Raw genomic sequence first — 15,708 nt, forward strand, 5'->3', positions numbered from 1 at the left:
CCGTCACCTGTTCCTGCTGAGTTTGAAAGTAGCAGCCATCAGGCACGTCGTGAGGAGAATCATAACCGCTGCCGCTGCGATGATTGTCGGATCAAGCTGCTCGCGCAGACCGGTGAACATCTGCTTCGGAAGCGTTCTCTGTTGGGGCCCGGCTATGAACAAGACCATTACCACCTCATCAAATGAGGACGCGAAGGCGAAAACGGCGCCTGCCGCAACGCCTGGGGCAATTATTGGCAGCATGATGGTTCGGAATGCCGTCAAGCGGCCCGCGCCGAGGTTGGCGGCGGCGCGCATCAGATTGAAGTCAAATCTGGTCAATGTCGCCGTCACGGTGATGACGACAAATGGCGAGGCCAAAATGGTGTGCGCGATGATGACCCCTGCATACGAGTAGTTGAGAGCCAGTGGTGTGAAGAAAACGAAAAGCCCGAGGCCGAGTACCACGACAGGCACAATCATCGGGGAAATCAAAAGCGCCATCACCACGCCTCGCAACGGAAAACGCGGGTTGACCAACCCGATCGACGCGAGTGTACCGAGCGGCGTCGCACACACCGTGGTCGCTGTGGCAATCACGAGACTGTTTAACATCGCCCCCGTCCAGGTGGGGTTGGAAAGCAATTGGGTGAACCAGCGCAGCGACAACGAACGGAAGGGATAGGTGAACCAAGGGTCCGCATTGAACGAGATGGGAAGCGCAACCGCCAGTGGGAGCATCAACAGCAGAAGGGCTGTTCCCACGAATATGTATAGCGGGACCCTGATGGTCGCCGGCAAGTCGTTGTATGTGCGACGCTGCCTCATGCCCGGCCCGACGAGTTAAGCGCCACGAGCCTGGCAAGAGGGAGCGCAACCAGACTGGCACCGATCACAAGAACGACACTGAGCGCCGCTGCCAAACCCCAGTTGAGTTCTTGATTTGTAAAGCGGGCGATGAAGAAGCTCACCATCTGATCGGATGGCCCGCCAACAAGCGCCGGGGTAAGATAAAAGCCCAAGCAAAGGACGAATGTCAAAAGACCGCCAGCAGCGATACCGGGGAGTGCCTGGGGCAGAAAGATCGTCCTGTGCGCGAACAGCGGGGCTGCGCCTAGACTGCGCGCAGCCCTGACCTGGTTGGCAGGGATTGCGCGCATGACGCTGATCATTGGCAGCACGGTGAACGGCAGTTGGATCTGGATCATCGCCAACAGTGTTGCGGTTCGAGTGTAGAGCAATGACAGCGGTGTCGACCGTAGACCGGACGCTTCCAGCGCTTCGTTCAAGACGCCATTGGTTTGCAAAACGACAATCCAAGACATCGTACGGACCAGCAACGACGTCCAGAATGGCAGCAGGATAAAGAACAGCAGGATTGCGGCGGTGCGCCCCGTCGCGCCGGCGATCACGTAGGCGACAGGATAGCCCACAAGGATCGTCAGAGCGGTGACGAGGATGCTGATCGCGATGGTTCTGATATAGATGGCTCTGAAATCATATCCGGGCTCCGCCGACGGCCGCCCGTCAGCATTGAACTTCACGGTGAAACCTGTCGCCCATCTAAGGTAGAAGGTGCTGTACCTGCCATCATAGCGCTGGATGATTTTCCAGATCATGGTTTGGCCCAGAGCCGGATCAGCCTCTATCAATGTGGCTTTCCAGGCTTCAGCCTCAGACCGGTTAAAATCATTGGCAAGCGAGTTTTGCGCATTGAGGATGATTGTCGATCCCCTGGTAAGCTCGAATTCCACACGACGACCAATCTGGCGCAGTGAGCCATTGTTGCTCGCGGCCTCGAGCTCTTGACCGAGTGACTTGTAGATTTCCGCCTCGGGCAGGCCGGTTCCGCTCCAGTGCTCGAGGGCATTGGTCGTGCGCGGCAGGATCGAGGATATCTGCTTGTCGGATATTGCCGTATGGACGATGAAGCTCATCGGCAAGACCAGGAACACAAAAAGGAAGATGAGGAGCGGCATCGCCGGCAGGGCGGCCATGAAGGTACTGCGGGCCTTGCCGCCGCGAAAGCGAGAGTGGCCAAATTGGCGTGATGCGGCTTGCGTTGATGCCGTCTTTGAGAACTGGCTCTCGAAGACCGTTATGCCGGTATCACCGCTGATCATGGCCACCCCCGCGTTCTCAATCGATGCTACTGGGCGACCCAGGTAGAGAACCGAGCATTGAGGGCGTCGCTGTTCTTGCCCCAGAAGGCGCCATCCTGTGCGAGAGCCCCTTCACTGTTTTCAGGTGCCGATGGAAGGTTAGGCAGGACTTCCTTAGAAACAAGCGCGCTTGCTGCAGCTGCCGTGGGGCCATAGGAAATGTATTTGCTCAAAGTGGCGTTGACCTCGGGTTTGACCGTGAACGCGACGAATTCCTTGGCGGCTTGAAGGTTCTTGGATCCGGTGGGAATGACCCACATGTCAAAACCGCGTATCTGGTTCGTCCACGCGATTCCAAGATTGGCGTTTTCCTTGCTGTTGGCATCTGCGATGCGGCCATTCCAGGCGAGCGACATCTTGACCTCCCCCGATTTCAACAGCTGGGCCGGTTGCGCGCCAGCATCCCACCAAACGACGTCGCTCTTGATCGTGTCGAGCTTTTTGAATGCGCGATCGACACCTTCCGCTGTCGACAAGGTCTTGTAGACGTCGGCTGGCGCTACTCCGTCAGCGAGCAGGGCCAGTTCGAGATTGTCCACGGGACTCTTGCGCAAGGCTCGCTTTCCCGGGAATTTTGCCGTGTCGAAAATATCGGTCAGTTTCGTAGGCGCCTGAGCAAATGCGTCCTTCTGGAAAGCCAGAACTGTCGCGTAAACACTCGTTCCGACTGCACAGTTGGTGACTGCGCCATCCACCAGGCCGGCGGATTTGATTGTTGGGTCCCTGCCTATCTTTTCGAGGAGCCCCTGGTCGCAGGCTGCGGCACCGGTTTGTGGATCGACGTCGACAACGTCCCAGGCGACATTGCCGCTATCGACCATGGCCTTGAGCTTCGCCAGTTCGCCGCTCCACGTGTCCTGGCTGATCGTAATACCCTTCTCTTTCGCGAAGGGGTCGAAGAAGGCCTTCGTTTGCGCATCCTGCAGAGCGCCGCCCCAAGAGACCACCGTCAGTCCGTCGGCGAAGGCAGGATAGCTCATGGCGGCAATGGCGATCCCTAGTAGACAGGACTTCATCGAAAATCGCATTTCTGACATCTGACATTCCTCTCTGGTGTTTTAGTTGGTTTGTCTGCCGTCGAGCGCCAATGCATCGGCCGGATTCCAGTGCAGATGGACAGGACTGTGCCTGGCCGTCCGGATGTTGACCGACGATGATGGGCACTTCGCAATTAGCCGTTCCCCGCCCGGCAGTTCGACGTGGATTCGGAGCTGATCGCCGCAGTAAATGACTTCGTCCACGCGCCCGCTCAGCGCCCCTGGGTTTGCTTCGTCGAGGAGGATGACATTTTCCGGCCGAATACTGATGGAGGTCGCAGACCCAACGAATGCGTGCCGGCTCGCGCGCGCTGTGATCTCCTGGCCTCCCGCCAAATTCGCGACGACAATGTCGCCTTCGATCCTGACGATCGTTGCGTCCAGACAATTGTTGTCACCGACGAAATCGGCGACAAACCTGTTCTCTGGGCGAGCATAAATGTCTTCCGCGGAGCCAATTTGCTGGATTGTGCCCTCGTTGAAGATCGCGATGCGATCGGACATTGTGAGGGCTTCCTGTTGATCATGGGTGACGTAGACGACGGTCAGGCCAAAGCGGTCGGCAATCTGGCGGATCTCGAGCTGCAGGTCTTCGCGAAGGTTCTTGTCCAACGCGCCGAGCGGCTCATCCATAAGAACGACGCTGGGTTCGAAAATAAGGGCGCGGGCGAGCGCCACGCGTTGTTGCTGGCCACCAGAAAGTGCCGTCGGTTTGCGTTCAGCGAAGCTCGACAGCCTTACCGTCGCAAGGGACTCAGCGACCCGCTTCGATATCTGATCCTTTGGCACTCCGCGGACCCGCAGCGAGTAGCCGACATTGTCCGCGACCGACATATGAGGAAAAAGGGCATAGTTCTGAAACACCATGCCGATGTTCCGTTTTTCCGGCGGTCTGTTCTGGATGGGCTTTCCGTCAAGCGTGATTTCGCCGCTGGTGGGATATTCGAAACCGGCCAGCATCATCAACGTCGTGGTCTTGCCTGAACCCGACGGCCCTAAGAGCGTCAGGAATTCCCCCTTGCTGATCTCAAGATTCAGATCCCTGACCACATAGGTCCGGCCGTCATAGGTCTTCGAGACTGCGGAAAATCCGACGTGCATTGGGACCTTTGGGACAGCTGCCTGGCTGAAGCTCTTATATCGATTATCGAGACACAGTCTTGAATATTGAGATATGAAAGCATTAACTCGGCGCTGCCGTCAATCCTCGCGGTCCATTTTTTAGGAGAGAGCGCTTGCGGCTCTTCTGCGTAGAGCACCGATCGCGCTCGCAAGGGTTGGCTGGCGCTGATCGAAATTCCGACGGAATTCATTCCCGATGCCTTTGAGGATGTCCAGCGCGGGCCGGAGCCCATCTACCGGGAGGCAGCACGGTCACCCAGGGCAAGTAACAACGCAAGGGCGAGGCGACACTTTGTCCGGGGCTGGGCAATACGGGCGTCCTGCAAAGCAGGATCCCGTCTCTCATTCTGCCCTCCCCGAGCTGACTAAGCTCGGGCACGAAACTCCGCGATCATGGCTATTGCGTTTGCGATGGGGAGACTTCAAAATCGGAGATAGCTTGAGCGATCGAGCAAGAGGGTAGCTGCAGCCCATTCACAAAAGATTATAAATTAGACAGCTCATTTGGGATCAACGTCTATTTCGATCCGAAAGGCGAAACTCGCCTTCACACGTCAACGATCTTGATGTCGATCGGATCGAGTTTCGCGCCGTCCAGCGTGACGGGCGCATCGAACTCTCTCCTTCCCGAGACCGGTAATTATTCTGGGGTTATGCGGCGGCCCGCAGGAGGGGTGGTTTGGGCTTGAACAAAGGGGGCACGTTCGACTCTGGCTGTCGGAACGGTGCCCGCAAGCGATCGCGAAGCTCACCGTTCAGTTCGACGGTGCGGACTTGCATCAGCATATGGGCGCCGCGTAGCGACCAACGCATTTGTTGCTTCTTGACCATCCGCTTGCCGACAAGCGAATTCACGCGCTGACTCGGCGAGCGTGGTTGCGACACGAAGCCCCGCCCGATAGCGTTTTCCATAGTTGACGATCGCACCGCGGTTCCAACTGATATAGGTCAGGAGCTGCGAGCCAAGGCTATGAAGACGCGCGATCGAGAATTCGTCTTGTACCCGCGACTGCTTAAGTCTCGTCAGAAGCCGATCCAGGCCGCGGATCGCACGATCAACACGCCCGTGCCACGGGCGCCATTTCACGCCCTTGATCTCCCTGTCGATGGATGAAAAGGCTTCGGGGAGATCGGATCGGGATCGTACGATGTGGTCGGCGATCTGCTGCATCGGCTGGATCTTCATGGCGATGTGGAACCAGTCGATTATGTGAACTGTCGGCTTCGGCATCGCCCGAGGCAGCCGCCTCAGGATCTCGGCGCATCCGAGATCACGGTGACGTCGCCGAAGCCGCAATAGCCTTCGCTCTCCAGTGCATGAACGGCCCGGTTCCGAATTGTAGTCTGGTCGGTGCTAACTGTGACGAAATAGCGGCCACCGGCATCGCCCCGACCGCCGCGGCCACATCGGGCCACGAGGAGCTCGAAATTTCGTGCCGAATTGGGGTCGGCGCTGCGAACATGAGCCGTATCGATGCTAATGACGAATTCATTGCGCCTATCGCCGGGAAGCTGGATTTCGAGCTGGCGGCGATCCTCTGCTTGAGACATCGCTCGCCGTTCTTCTTGCGCGATCCGGTCGTCGAGCCGCTCCCCGACTCGGATCGTACGCTTGCGTACCGTCGCGTGTGTCTCGGTCGGTTCAATCGGCAAAAACTCGGCAAGCACCTTCGCCGCCTGCCGGTATGCATCATGCTTCCCAGCCGCGCCGTCAATTCCATCAGCTCGGGCGTGGCCCGCTCCGGGCAAATCTCCTTCAGCGGCGCGAAGGCAACGACCATGCCCGGATGGCAATCCCTGCACAGCATCCAGCGGGGATTGCGAACCTTCAATGTCCCGAAGACAGTTCGGATCCGGCGTGCGGTATAGTCCTTGATCGGTCGAAAGGCGTGGCAATCCGGGCATACGCGGCGAAACAGGGAGTAGGTCTCGGCCTCATGGGTGACGACCGCGCCCTGCAGCGCCGCCATGATCGTCTTGCCATCGTCGACCGACAGGCCGATGTCACCATCAAACAGGCGCTCCCAGCTCTTGTCGATCCGGACGTCACGACGACATACGTCGCCGAACTCGTTCTTCCCCCGATCGTGATCGTCCACTCCACCGCCATTGTCGCGCCTCCGAACAAAACGACGGTGGTGGACTGCATGGCCTTAACAATTCGTTCCCCAACCCCAGAGAAGTTACCGGTCTCAGATCAAGCCGGCGCATGATGACGAGCGCCGATGCTCGATGCCCACAGGCTGAGCGACGGTTCAAGCCGCTGCTTCGCCAACGACAATCATCGAGATTATTCTTTAACGCCCGACATTGCGACCGAGTCGGTGAAGGAGCGTTGGAAGCCCAGCAGGATAACCGCAGGGATGAGGCTCAGAATGGTCGATGCGGCGAAGATCTGGCCGTAGTCGCTGCTGTACTCCCCCACCATAAGACCGAGGGTGATCGGAGCAAGGAACATGTCCTCACGCGTAGTGACGAGAAGCGGCCAGAGATAGGCCTGCCATTGACCATTGAAGATGATGAGCCCAGCGCCGATGAGAGCCGGACGTGAAAGCGGCAGGAAAATCTCGAGGAAAATCCTTAGCCAGCCGGCCCCATCGACTTGCGCCGCTTCAATCAGCGAACGCGGTATGGCGAGGAAGAACTGCCGCAGTAGGAAGATGACTATGCCGTTACCCACGAAGGGCATGATCAGTGCGATGTAGGTGTTCTGCAGTCCGGCGCGTGCGAAGATGGCCGACAACGGAACCGCTACGACCTCCTCGGGGACCAAAAAGGTGAAGACGATGATGGCGAAGACGACCTCGCGGCCGCGCCACTGCATGGCGCTCAACGCGAAGGCTGCGGCTGCGCAAACCAGGAGTCCCACGACCACCGTACATGCGGCCACGACTATCGAGTTGATCAGTCCGGTCCGAAATGCTCCGCCGAGCGCGCTGCCAAAATTTGCCAGCGTCGGCCGTGGCGGAACGAAGGAGCCAATGGAAAGCGGATCGAGCGAGGTGAATATTTCACTACCAGGTCGGAGGCTTCCGGCAACCAGCCAGACGATCGGCAGCAGAAAGCCAGCGGCGACGGCGATGCCGAACAGGAGCCGGACCATGCGCCCCGCCCCGCCCCTGCTCTTTTCGCTGGTGCTCACAGTTGTGTCTCCCGCGATAGCAACCTGAACTGGACGAGGATGACGATCATCATGATGACCATCAAGGTCAACCCTTCCGCAGCAGCCAACGGCACGTCGTTGAAAAAGTAAGCCTGCTGATACACGTCATACATGATGAGCTGCGTGCTGCCGCTGGGCCCCCCCCGGGTAAGTAAAGCGATCGGAGCGAACAGCAGAAATGCAGCCACCGTGTCAGCGACGATTACGAAGGCCAGCGGCCGACGCATCAGCGGGATAGTGATGTGCCACAGCGACGAAAGCTTACCAGCTCCATCGATCGATGCGGCCTCATAGAGATCGCGAGGAATGTCCTTTAGGCCACCGATGAGGAACACCATCCAGAATCCGCATCCGATCCACGAACTCATCACAGTGATCGATATCAATGCCTGGTCTGGCGATGTGAGGAACGGTTGAGCGCTCACGCCTACAGACCTCAACAGCGCATTCGCCAGTCCCTGCGGGCGGTACGCAGCGCCCCACAGGATGGCTGCGACGCTTGATGGGATGAATACCGGCAGGAACACCATGACTCGCAGCAGCGAGACGAGCCGGGAGTTTTCGGCAAACAGCAGAGCGAGGCCGAAAGCGACCGCCGTCTGCAGCGGCACGGTGACCGCGACAAAGGTTAGGGTCGCATGCAGGGTCTTGGCAAACGTAGGCGACGCGAAAAGAAACGCGAAATTATCGAGCCCGGCGAATTCACCGTCCGGGCCGGAGAGGCTCTGCTGAACGAGCCAGCCTGCTGGCAACAACCGAAACCCGATGAGGGCAACCAGGGCCGGGGTCAGGAAGAGAAGCGGCGCTATGGCCGCTCTCCATTTTGAAAATCGACTAGTTGTGACTGCAACCTCCTCAACATGTCCCTCACAAACCACTTCCATCGTCATCGCTAAGCCTTGATGCGCTTGAAACTGCGCTCAAGTTCTCGTTGGAGCTGCGGAAATGTCTGGGCAGCGTCACTCCCGTTGCGGATATCGCCCCACGCACGCGTGACCAGCTCCTCCAATTGGAGATATCCGAGGGTCCGCGGTCGCCGGATCGCTGTGTTGGCGAGCTCGTAGCGGATCAAAGTATCAACACCCTTTAGCTTGGGATTTTGCTGGGGGATGCGGCTCAGCACCTGGGCCGCAGCGTCGATGTTTGCGGATAGATGGCCTGTGCTGTCGGCGGCAACTGTCGCCCCATCCTTATCTAAGCCCACGTGGTTCAAGAATTCCATGGCCAGGTCGGCTTTCGTTGTGTCCGCCGCGACTCCGAGGTGCCATGATTCTGAAGGCGTCACTGCTTTGCCACCGGCGAAATACGGATGAGGCGCCGCTGCGTAGTCAAGACCATCGGCCTTGTCGAAGTCGGCAAACAACCAGGGACCGCCAACAAGAAATGCAAGCCGGCCGGATTTGAAGAGGTCGACTATCTCTTGTTCGGTCGGACCGCGCGGAGCGACGCCATCGGCGAAGATGCTCCCATACCATTTTCCTGCCTTCAGCCACGCGTCGTTGGCCACATCCACGGTCAGCAGGTCATCACCCTTGACGCCTGGCCCGCCGCCAAGCGATTCCGGAAGGACCTGCAGCTGATAGTAACGATCGACTTGCTCGAATGCGAAGCCCGCCTCGGCTCCGGCCGCCTGCACCTTCTTGGCAAGCTCGATGACTTTGTCCCAGGTCATGCGCGCGTCGGGCGAGACACCAGGCGTTTCCACACCGGCCTTGGCCAGAAGCTTTTTATTGAAGAACAGGAGCTGCGTTGACTCCCACATCGGCATTGATAGCATCTTCCGCTTATAATTGGCTCCCTGGATATCGCTAGGCAACAGTTTGCCTTTGCTCTTTTCTCCGAAGGCACTCGTTAAGTCCGCCAAAATGCCGAGCTTGGAGAACGTCGGGACATAAGTCGGGTCCACGAGGAAGACATCTATTCCGGAATTCCCGGTCCGGAAGCGCTGAACTATCGTGTTCTGAAAGTCGGAAAAGGGCACACCTTCGAAAGAAACCTTTTTGCCAGACACCTTTTCGAAATCATCGAAGAACACCTTAAAATTGGCGCCGTCTCCGTAGCCGAAGAATCGGAGTGTTTGATTCTGCGCCATGGCCGGCAACGACCCAAGGAGTGGCAGCGACGACACCCCTAGCATGCCCGTCAAAAAGCCGCGCCGACCCAACCGATAGCTCATTATATTCATCTTTTTCCTCCCCTTTGTTCAGCGGAACCATAATGGGACCGCTCTTAGCTTCAAGGCGGACACTAGGTCATTTCTTGCAAGAATGCAATAACCTAATATTGCCAACCACCCGAGCTATGTGATAGCAATGACTCGCCTTGAGGAGGCCGCATGATTCAGCTTGGTAGAACTCCACTTCATATTCAGCTCGCCGATATCATTCGGTCTCAGATCGAGAGCGGCGTCTTCAATGCTGGCGATCAACTCCCCACTGAGATGGAGTTGATGAAGCAGCACGAGCTCAGCAGCAGCACTGTGCGACAGGCGGTGCTCACCCTGGTCGGTGAAGGCTTGCTGTATCGACGCGCTGGCAAGGGGACGTTCGTTGCGAAGCGTCACATCGGTCGGGACCTGCTTACTTTTTCAGGATTTTCTGAGGAGGCGGTAGCGCGTGGATTCCGACCCGGTACCAGGCATGTCTCGGTCGACTGGCGTTCTGCTGACGCCGTGGTTGCAGCCGCACTTAACGTGCCGACCGATGAAAGCGTGCTGACCATCGAGCGCGTGCGAACGATCGACGACGAAGTCGTGGCGGTTGAGACGGTCTCGCTTACCGCGGCAATCGGGCGTCAGATGGAAAAGCTCGACCTTGCCGACACCTCTCTCACCGACGTTCTTGAGCGGCAGCTTGGTCTGGCTCTTGCGCGAGCCAGGCAGGAGATAAGGGCCGGCACCGCGCGTGCCCGACTGGCAAAAGCACTCGACGTCTCGAGCGGCACTGCAGTGCTGCAAATCGACCGTACCGCCTTCGACACGGCCGATCGAGTTATTTACTTTTCGTCCTCGTCGTATCGGGCCGACCGCTACATTTACACCGGCTGGATCGAGCGAAAGAGCGTCTCGATCGCTCAACCTCGCCAGTTGGTCGGGCGGAGCAGATGATGCCTCCCTGTGAAGTCTATGTAGTCGGCTCGTACGGGGTCGCGTTTTGGATTGTGGGCGAGGTGCCGGCGCCGGGTGAAACCGTACTGGGGTCGGGGTTCGCCTTCGGAAATGGCGGCAAGGGCTCTAATCAGGCTATCGGAGCTGCGCGACTCGGCGCCAGATGCAAACTGCTGGCGGGCGTTGGTGTCGACAAATTCGGTGACGAGGCACTGCAGCTCTGGCGTGTCGAAGGCGTCGACTGCTCGGCGGTGAGGCAAATGGCCGAGACACCCACGATGGCCGGAATCATCATTCTCGATGCCGCAGGCGAGAACCGAATCATCACCGATCCTGGCGCCAACGCGCGGCTCACGGCGACCGATGTCGAAACCTTCGCAGCCACTTGGAAGAGCCCGGGCATCCTACTCACACAGCTCGAGATCCCAGTGGAGACGGCGGCCCGCGCGCTTGCCATAGGCAAGGCGCGGGGACTGACGACCATTCTCAATCCCGCGCCTGGCCGCGCCCTGCCAAAGCAGATCCTTGCCGACATTGACATCCTAACCCCGAACCAGTCCGAAGCGCGCATCCTGCTGGGGCTTGAGGCGGACGATCGGCAGGCCGACGCCGATTTAGCGGCAAGACTGCGTGGCCTCGGCGTGGGACACGTCGTCATGACACTGGGAAAGGATGGCGCCCTGATTGCCGGGCCTGACGGAATGACCAAAATCGCGAGCTACCCAGTCGACGTCGTCGACACCACCGGGGCCGGAGATGCATTCAACGGGGCACTTGCGGCTGGGCTGGCCAGTGGATTGACCCTCGCTGAAGCCGTTCGCCGGGGCACCGCAGCGGGCGCCCTCGGAGTCACGAAAAAGCTCGTGGTTCCGGCATTGCCCGATGAGAGACAGATCGCTGAGTTGATGAAAACCCGGACCGCTCGCCAATGAAAATAAAGGTTGCTTTCCTTCCCGCCAGCCCGCTGGCTATCGCTGGCGACGTGTGTGTTGTCGTCGATGTGATCCGCGCCACGACGGCTATTGTCGCACTTTTCGACTCTGGTAGCGATCGTGTGTTTGTCGGAGGGTTTCACCCGGACGTGGCCAAAGCGCGCGCCGCCGTGGGCGAGAATGGCGTTATTTGCGCGGAGCTGGATGATGGATCAACGCCCCTCGGATTCGATCATGAGCCCTCGCCATCCCTCCTGTCCCGACTCGATCTGTCGGGTCGCTTTTCAATGCTGGCAACGGCCAATGGCACGCCAGCCATTCTCGCGGCTGTTCGCGAAAGCGCAGCCTTAATACTGGTTGGTTCATTGCGAAACCTGGATGCGGTTGCCCGGCGCGCGCTCGCGGAGGCGTCATCGCGCAATGCAGACATCACGATCATCTGCGCGGGCCGACTACGCAACTCACGTGTTGCAATAGAAGATAGCTATTGCGCCGGAATGATCGTTTCACAGTTTTGTGAGCTTGCGAAGGATGACGCTGTTGAACTCGACGACTCTGCGTCGCTCGCTCGCGGCTTCACAACCTCACAAAATAGTGCAGTGAAGGTGTTGCTGAGCTCGATGACCGGTCGCCGCTTCATCGGCAACTGTAGGCAGAACGACGTGGAGTTCTGCGCGCGCATCAACGAATCGACAATTGTTCCGGTCGTGACCGCGCAAGGCGAAGACTGCGATCATCCGGTTTATCTCCTCGATGCCTAGTAGCGCAGACGCCATCAGATTGATCAGTGGCCGACCTCGCGTCCTGGCCACAGCAGATCTCAGCCCGGAAGGCATTGCCTCGCTCCGCGAAATGAGCGAACTCAGATTGCTCGGCTGGGCTGCCGGCGAATGGTTCTGTGATCGCAAGCAGCTAGTGGACGCAATTGCGGATGCCGAGGTTCTGATAGCGGGATATGAGTGCTTTGACGAAGCGCTGCTAGCGGCCGCACCTCAGCTTCGCGCCATCCTATCGGTGCGCTCGGCCCCGGAGGCGAACGTCGATGTAGCAGCCGCCACGGCGCGGGGGATCGCCGTCCTGCACACTGTCGGGCGAACGGACCATGGGGTTGCAGAGTTCACGGTTGCTCTCGCGCTCGGACTTACTAGGCACCTAATCCCTGCCGCTGCATGGATCAGGTCCCGCTCCCCCGACTTCGACGCCGGCGAGAACTTTTATCGTGGCACGATATGGGGTCGCGGCCTGGGTTCTCCGCAACTCGCATTCACGGGCATCGAGCTGCATGGTCGCACACTCGGTATTGTCGGCTTTGGTTCAATCGGTCGTGTCGTCGCCGAAAAGTTCTCCGGGTTTGGCATGCGTGTTCTGGCCCATGATCCTTATGTCGATACTGCCGAGTTGAAAACCCTAGGGGTCGAACCGGCCTCACTCGACCAACTTTTGGCAGGCTCGGCGATCGTGACGCTGCACGCGCGGCTCAGCAAGCAAACGCGCGGCATGATCGGCGCAAATGAGCTCGCTAAAATGGGGCGCGGTGCATATCTCATCAACACCGGTCGGGCAGGCCTTATCGACACTGGCGCGTTGCTACGCGCCTTGGATTGTGAACAGATCGCTGGTGCCGCCCTAGACGTCTTTGACACGGAGCCTCCTTCGGCGAGGGATCCGCTTGTTAGTCATCCGCGCGTCCTTGCGACACCTCACATCGCGGCGTGGACCGAGGAAATGCGCGTACGTCACACCGGCAGCATTGTGCAAAATCTGCAGCGGCTCTTGGCTGGCGAACCCGGCAATTTGTCGAATCCCGAAGTTCTCACAATGGCGGGGAGGACCGTGCCTTGAAAATCATCGATGTCGCCTCGCGTCTCTATCACATCCCGCCGACGATCTCCTGGGAGGACGCCACACACCGCGTCGCGAACCTCGAATTCATCATCACCCGCGTAACCACAGACGCTGGAATCGTTGGCGAGGGCTTTGCCTACACGACTGGGATCGGCGGAAGCGGCATCCTCGCCCTGATCGATGATTATTGCCGAATGATGCTTGTCGGACAAGATCCGCGGCAGATCGAACGGCTTTGGTCGTTCCTCTATGGCCAATTGCATCGCAGCGGCACGGGGGGCATCAACACCCTCGCATTGGGCGCGATCGACATCGCTCTATGGGATATTGCGGCCAAGTGGTACGACGTTCCATTATTCCGTCTGCTCGGCGCGCGGCGCGACAGCATCCCCACCTATGGCAGTGGCATAGACCTCTTCCTCGACAGCGACGCTCTACTAAACCAGGTGGATGGATTCCTGGCAGCGGGCCACAAGGCGGTGAAGATCAAGATCGGTCGGGACAACGCCGAAGAAGATGTCGATCGTATTGTAGCCGTGAAGAAACTGATCGGTCCCAGGCGAAGACTGTTCGTCGATGCCAATCAGCGCTGGAATGTCGCCGACTGCATGATCCGGCTGCAGAAACTCGCGGCGTTCGATCTTGGCTGGATCGAAGAGCCGCTCCATGCCGAGGATATTCGGGGGCACGCTGACCTGCGCGGCTTCGTAGCGCTGCCCATTGCGGTCGGCGAGAGCCTATATACGCGGCATCAGTTTGCCGAGTATCTCCAGGCCAACGCCGTCGACGTCGTCCAAGCGGACGTGTGCCGCGTCGGGGGTATCAGCGAGTGGCTGAAGATCGCCAATCTGTCAGGGTCCTTCCACCGCACCATGGCACCCCACTACATGTCCGAACTGTCCGTCGCAGTGATGTGTGCGATCGACAACGCGGACATCCTCGAATGCGTGCACGGCGGAAGCTTCTCCGAGATGGGCGTGCTTCAGACGGCGCTTCGCCTCGAGAACGGCGTGGCCTTCCCATTCGAGGCACCCGGACATGGGGTGGTGTTCGAGCACGAAAAGCTCGAACAATTCGCCGTCGACCCTGCCGAACTGCGAAAGCACAATCTGCAGAGTGCGAAGTGAATGCGGCTTCATCACGCGTACACGGCGTTCGATTGCCACAACCTGCTGGGCGAAGGATGCAACTGGAGCGCATTGGACCATAGTCTTTGGTGGACAGACATTGAGGCGAAGTGCGTATTCCGCTGGGACGACGACGGGAAAGTTGCGGCTGTGCGGCATCTTCCCGATCGTGCGGCGTTCGTCTTTCCACGCGCGCGTGGTGGCTTCGTGCTGGGGTTTCCTAAGTCTGTAGTCATCACAGACCCATCCTTCACCCAGTTCTCGCAAGTGGCCGAAATCGAGCCGCACCTTCCGCAAACCCGCGTCAACGATGCCGCGATCGACCCCTACGGTGGGATTGTCTTGGGCACATACAATGAACAAGGCAAAGAGCCGGTCGGAGGCGTCTATCGCATTGCGCCCAATGGAGAAGTCGTTACCCTCCTCAGTGGCGTGGCCGCCGCCAATGGCCTGGGATTTTCGCCCGACGGTCGGATCATGTACTTCACCGACACAACGAACGGCACCATACGGCGTTTCGCCTTGGCTCCGCAACTGGCGGGGCTTGCCGAGATAGGCCCACTGGCAGGCCCGAACGTCGCGCCGGGATCACCTGACGGCGCCACCGTGGACATTGACGGGGGCTACTGGAGCGCCAGGCTACGAGGCGGCTGTGTCGTTCGTATCGACCAAAACGGTCACCTCACAGATCGCGTCGATGTGCCGACTATGGCGCCGACCTGTGTGGCACTCGGCGGCGAAGATCTGAGAACACTGTTCATAACCTCGCGGCGAACCAGGCAATCGTCTGATGAACTTCTTCGATTTCCTGAGTCCGGCAACCTTTTTCGCGTTGAGGTCGGTCAGGCTGGCCGCCCGCCCTTCCGTTGCAGAGTCTGAAGGTTTAGTCCCGCATTTGTTCGAGCGGATCGAGGTGGGCTGGGTGCAGTCGAGTGTTCGACTGACTCGAAATGTCCCAAGATCTGATCGGGTGGACGCGCGATGCTTCACGAGACCGCCCGCTCGGCCGCGGGCGCAATGAAACTGGGCTGCGGAGGGTTCTATGAGCCATCGGCCTTTCGGCCCTCGACGAAATGCCGCAACGATCTTCGTCCGAAAGCACACCCTCGCATCACACCTCATTGGGCAACTGTGAGGGTCACTACCCACCAGCTTCCTGTCTGCGTCGCAACACATAGCGCCGGTCGTTCGCTTCGCGACCGCCGCCACGTTGCCTGTGCCAAAACACGACCACT

Annotated in this window: 14 protein-coding genes and 1 pseudogene; 7 read left to right on the top strand and 8 right to left on the bottom strand. The window is 59.0% G+C overall.

Features of this window, described 5'->3' with window-relative positions; translation table 11 throughout:
• Positions 1-3 precede the first annotated feature (3 nt).
• The 5 genes and pseudogenes from O7A61_RS10420 to O7A61_RS10440 form a co-directional block, all read right to left on the bottom strand.
• Positions 4-720 carry an ABC transporter permease gene (locus tag O7A61_RS10420; RefSeq protein ID WP_337129743.1) on the bottom strand — a complete coding sequence of 239 codons (717 nt, stop codon included), beginning with the start codon at positions 718-720 and terminating at the stop codon, positions 4-6.
• A gap of 83 nt (positions 721-803) precedes the next feature.
• Positions 804-2,102 carry an ABC transporter permease gene (locus O7A61_RS10425; RefSeq protein ID WP_337129709.1) on the bottom strand — a complete coding sequence of 433 codons (1,299 nt, stop codon included), beginning with the start codon at positions 2,100-2,102 and terminating at the stop codon, positions 804-806.
• A gap of 26 nt (positions 2,103-2,128) precedes the next feature.
• On the bottom strand, positions 2,129-3,178 hold the full coding sequence (locus O7A61_RS10430; protein ID WP_337129710.1) for an ABC transporter substrate-binding protein: 1,050 nt from the start codon (positions 3,176-3,178) through the stop codon (positions 2,129-2,131).
• Positions 3,179-3,199: 21 nt separating this feature from the next.
• Positions 3,200-4,279, bottom strand: coding sequence for an ABC transporter ATP-binding protein (locus O7A61_RS10435; RefSeq protein WP_337129711.1), 1,080 nt, complete (start codon positions 4,277-4,279; stop codon positions 3,200-3,202).
• Between the two features lie 672 nt (positions 4,280-4,951).
• Positions 4,952-6,339: pseudogene (locus tag O7A61_RS10440) on the bottom strand (ISKra4 family transposase).
• Here O7A61_RS10440 and O7A61_RS10445 point away from each other — a divergent pair.
• Entirely contained in the window at positions 6,238-6,513 is a 276-nt protein-coding gene (locus O7A61_RS10445; protein ID WP_337129744.1) for a hypothetical protein, read from the top strand. The pseudogene O7A61_RS10440 and the gene O7A61_RS10445 overlap by 102 nt on opposite strands.
• Positions 6,514-6,590: 77 nt before the next feature.
• On the opposite strand, the gene O7A61_RS10450 is transcribed toward O7A61_RS10445, so the two are convergent.
• From O7A61_RS10450 to O7A61_RS10460, 3 genes are read right to left on the bottom strand one after another with little or no spacing between them, the layout of a single operon-like run.
• On the bottom strand, positions 6,591-7,442 hold the full coding sequence (locus O7A61_RS10450; RefSeq protein ID WP_337129712.1) for a carbohydrate ABC transporter permease: 852 nt from the start codon (positions 7,440-7,442) through the stop codon (positions 6,591-6,593).
• Positions 7,439-8,353, bottom strand: a complete 915-nt coding sequence (locus O7A61_RS10455; RefSeq protein ID WP_337129713.1) for a carbohydrate ABC transporter permease — start codon at positions 8,351-8,353, stop codon at positions 7,439-7,441. Before O7A61_RS10455 ends, O7A61_RS10450 begins: the two co-directional genes overlap by 4 nt.
• A gap of 2 nt (positions 8,354-8,355) precedes the next feature.
• Entirely contained in the window at positions 8,356-9,639 is a 1,284-nt protein-coding gene (locus tag O7A61_RS10460) for a sugar ABC transporter substrate-binding protein (RefSeq protein WP_337129714.1), read from the bottom strand.
• A 159-nt stretch (positions 9,640-9,798) separates the two neighbouring features.
• Here O7A61_RS10460 and O7A61_RS10465 point away from each other — a divergent pair, with 159 nt between their 5' ends.
• Genes O7A61_RS10465 through O7A61_RS10490 form a run of 6 tightly spaced genes read left to right on the top strand, consistent with a single transcriptional unit; the run spans position 9,799 to position 15,352 of the window.
• On the top strand, positions 9,799-10,569 hold the full coding sequence (locus tag O7A61_RS10465) for a GntR family transcriptional regulator (protein WP_337129715.1): 771 nt from the start codon (positions 9,799-9,801) through the stop codon (positions 10,567-10,569).
• Positions 10,566-11,501 (top strand): ribokinase, encoded by a 936-nt coding sequence (locus O7A61_RS10470; RefSeq protein WP_337129716.1) that lies wholly within the window; start codon positions 10,566-10,568, stop codon positions 11,499-11,501. Before O7A61_RS10465 ends, O7A61_RS10470 begins: the two co-directional genes overlap by 4 nt.
• Positions 11,498-12,262 carry a 2-phosphosulfolactate phosphatase gene (locus O7A61_RS10475; protein ID WP_337129717.1) on the top strand — a complete coding sequence of 255 codons (765 nt, stop codon included), beginning with the start codon at positions 11,498-11,500 and terminating at the stop codon, positions 12,260-12,262. Before O7A61_RS10470 ends, O7A61_RS10475 begins: the two co-directional genes overlap by 4 nt.
• Complete coding sequence (locus O7A61_RS10480) at positions 12,255-13,343, top strand: NAD(P)-dependent oxidoreductase (protein WP_337129718.1); 1,089 nt, start codon at positions 12,255-12,257, stop codon at positions 13,341-13,343. The genes O7A61_RS10475 and O7A61_RS10480 overlap by 8 nt, the downstream gene beginning before the upstream one ends.
• The gene (locus O7A61_RS10485) at positions 13,340-14,473 is read left to right on the top strand and encodes a mandelate racemase/muconate lactonizing enzyme family protein (RefSeq protein WP_337129719.1); all 1,134 of its coding nucleotides are present in this window, start codon (positions 13,340-13,342) and stop codon (positions 14,471-14,473) included. The genes O7A61_RS10480 and O7A61_RS10485 overlap by 4 nt, the downstream gene beginning before the upstream one ends.
• The gene (locus O7A61_RS10490; RefSeq protein ID WP_337129720.1) at positions 14,474-15,352 is read left to right on the top strand and encodes an SMP-30/gluconolactonase/LRE family protein; all 879 of its coding nucleotides are present in this window, start codon (positions 14,474-14,476) and stop codon (positions 15,350-15,352) included.
• Positions 15,353-15,708 lie beyond the last annotated feature (356 nt).

It is taken from the genome of Mesorhizobium sp. Cs1321R2N1, from assembly GCF_037179725.1.
In the GTDB taxonomy this organism is placed as follows: Bacteria; Pseudomonadota; Alphaproteobacteria; order Rhizobiales; family Rhizobiaceae; genus Mesorhizobium; species Mesorhizobium salmacidum.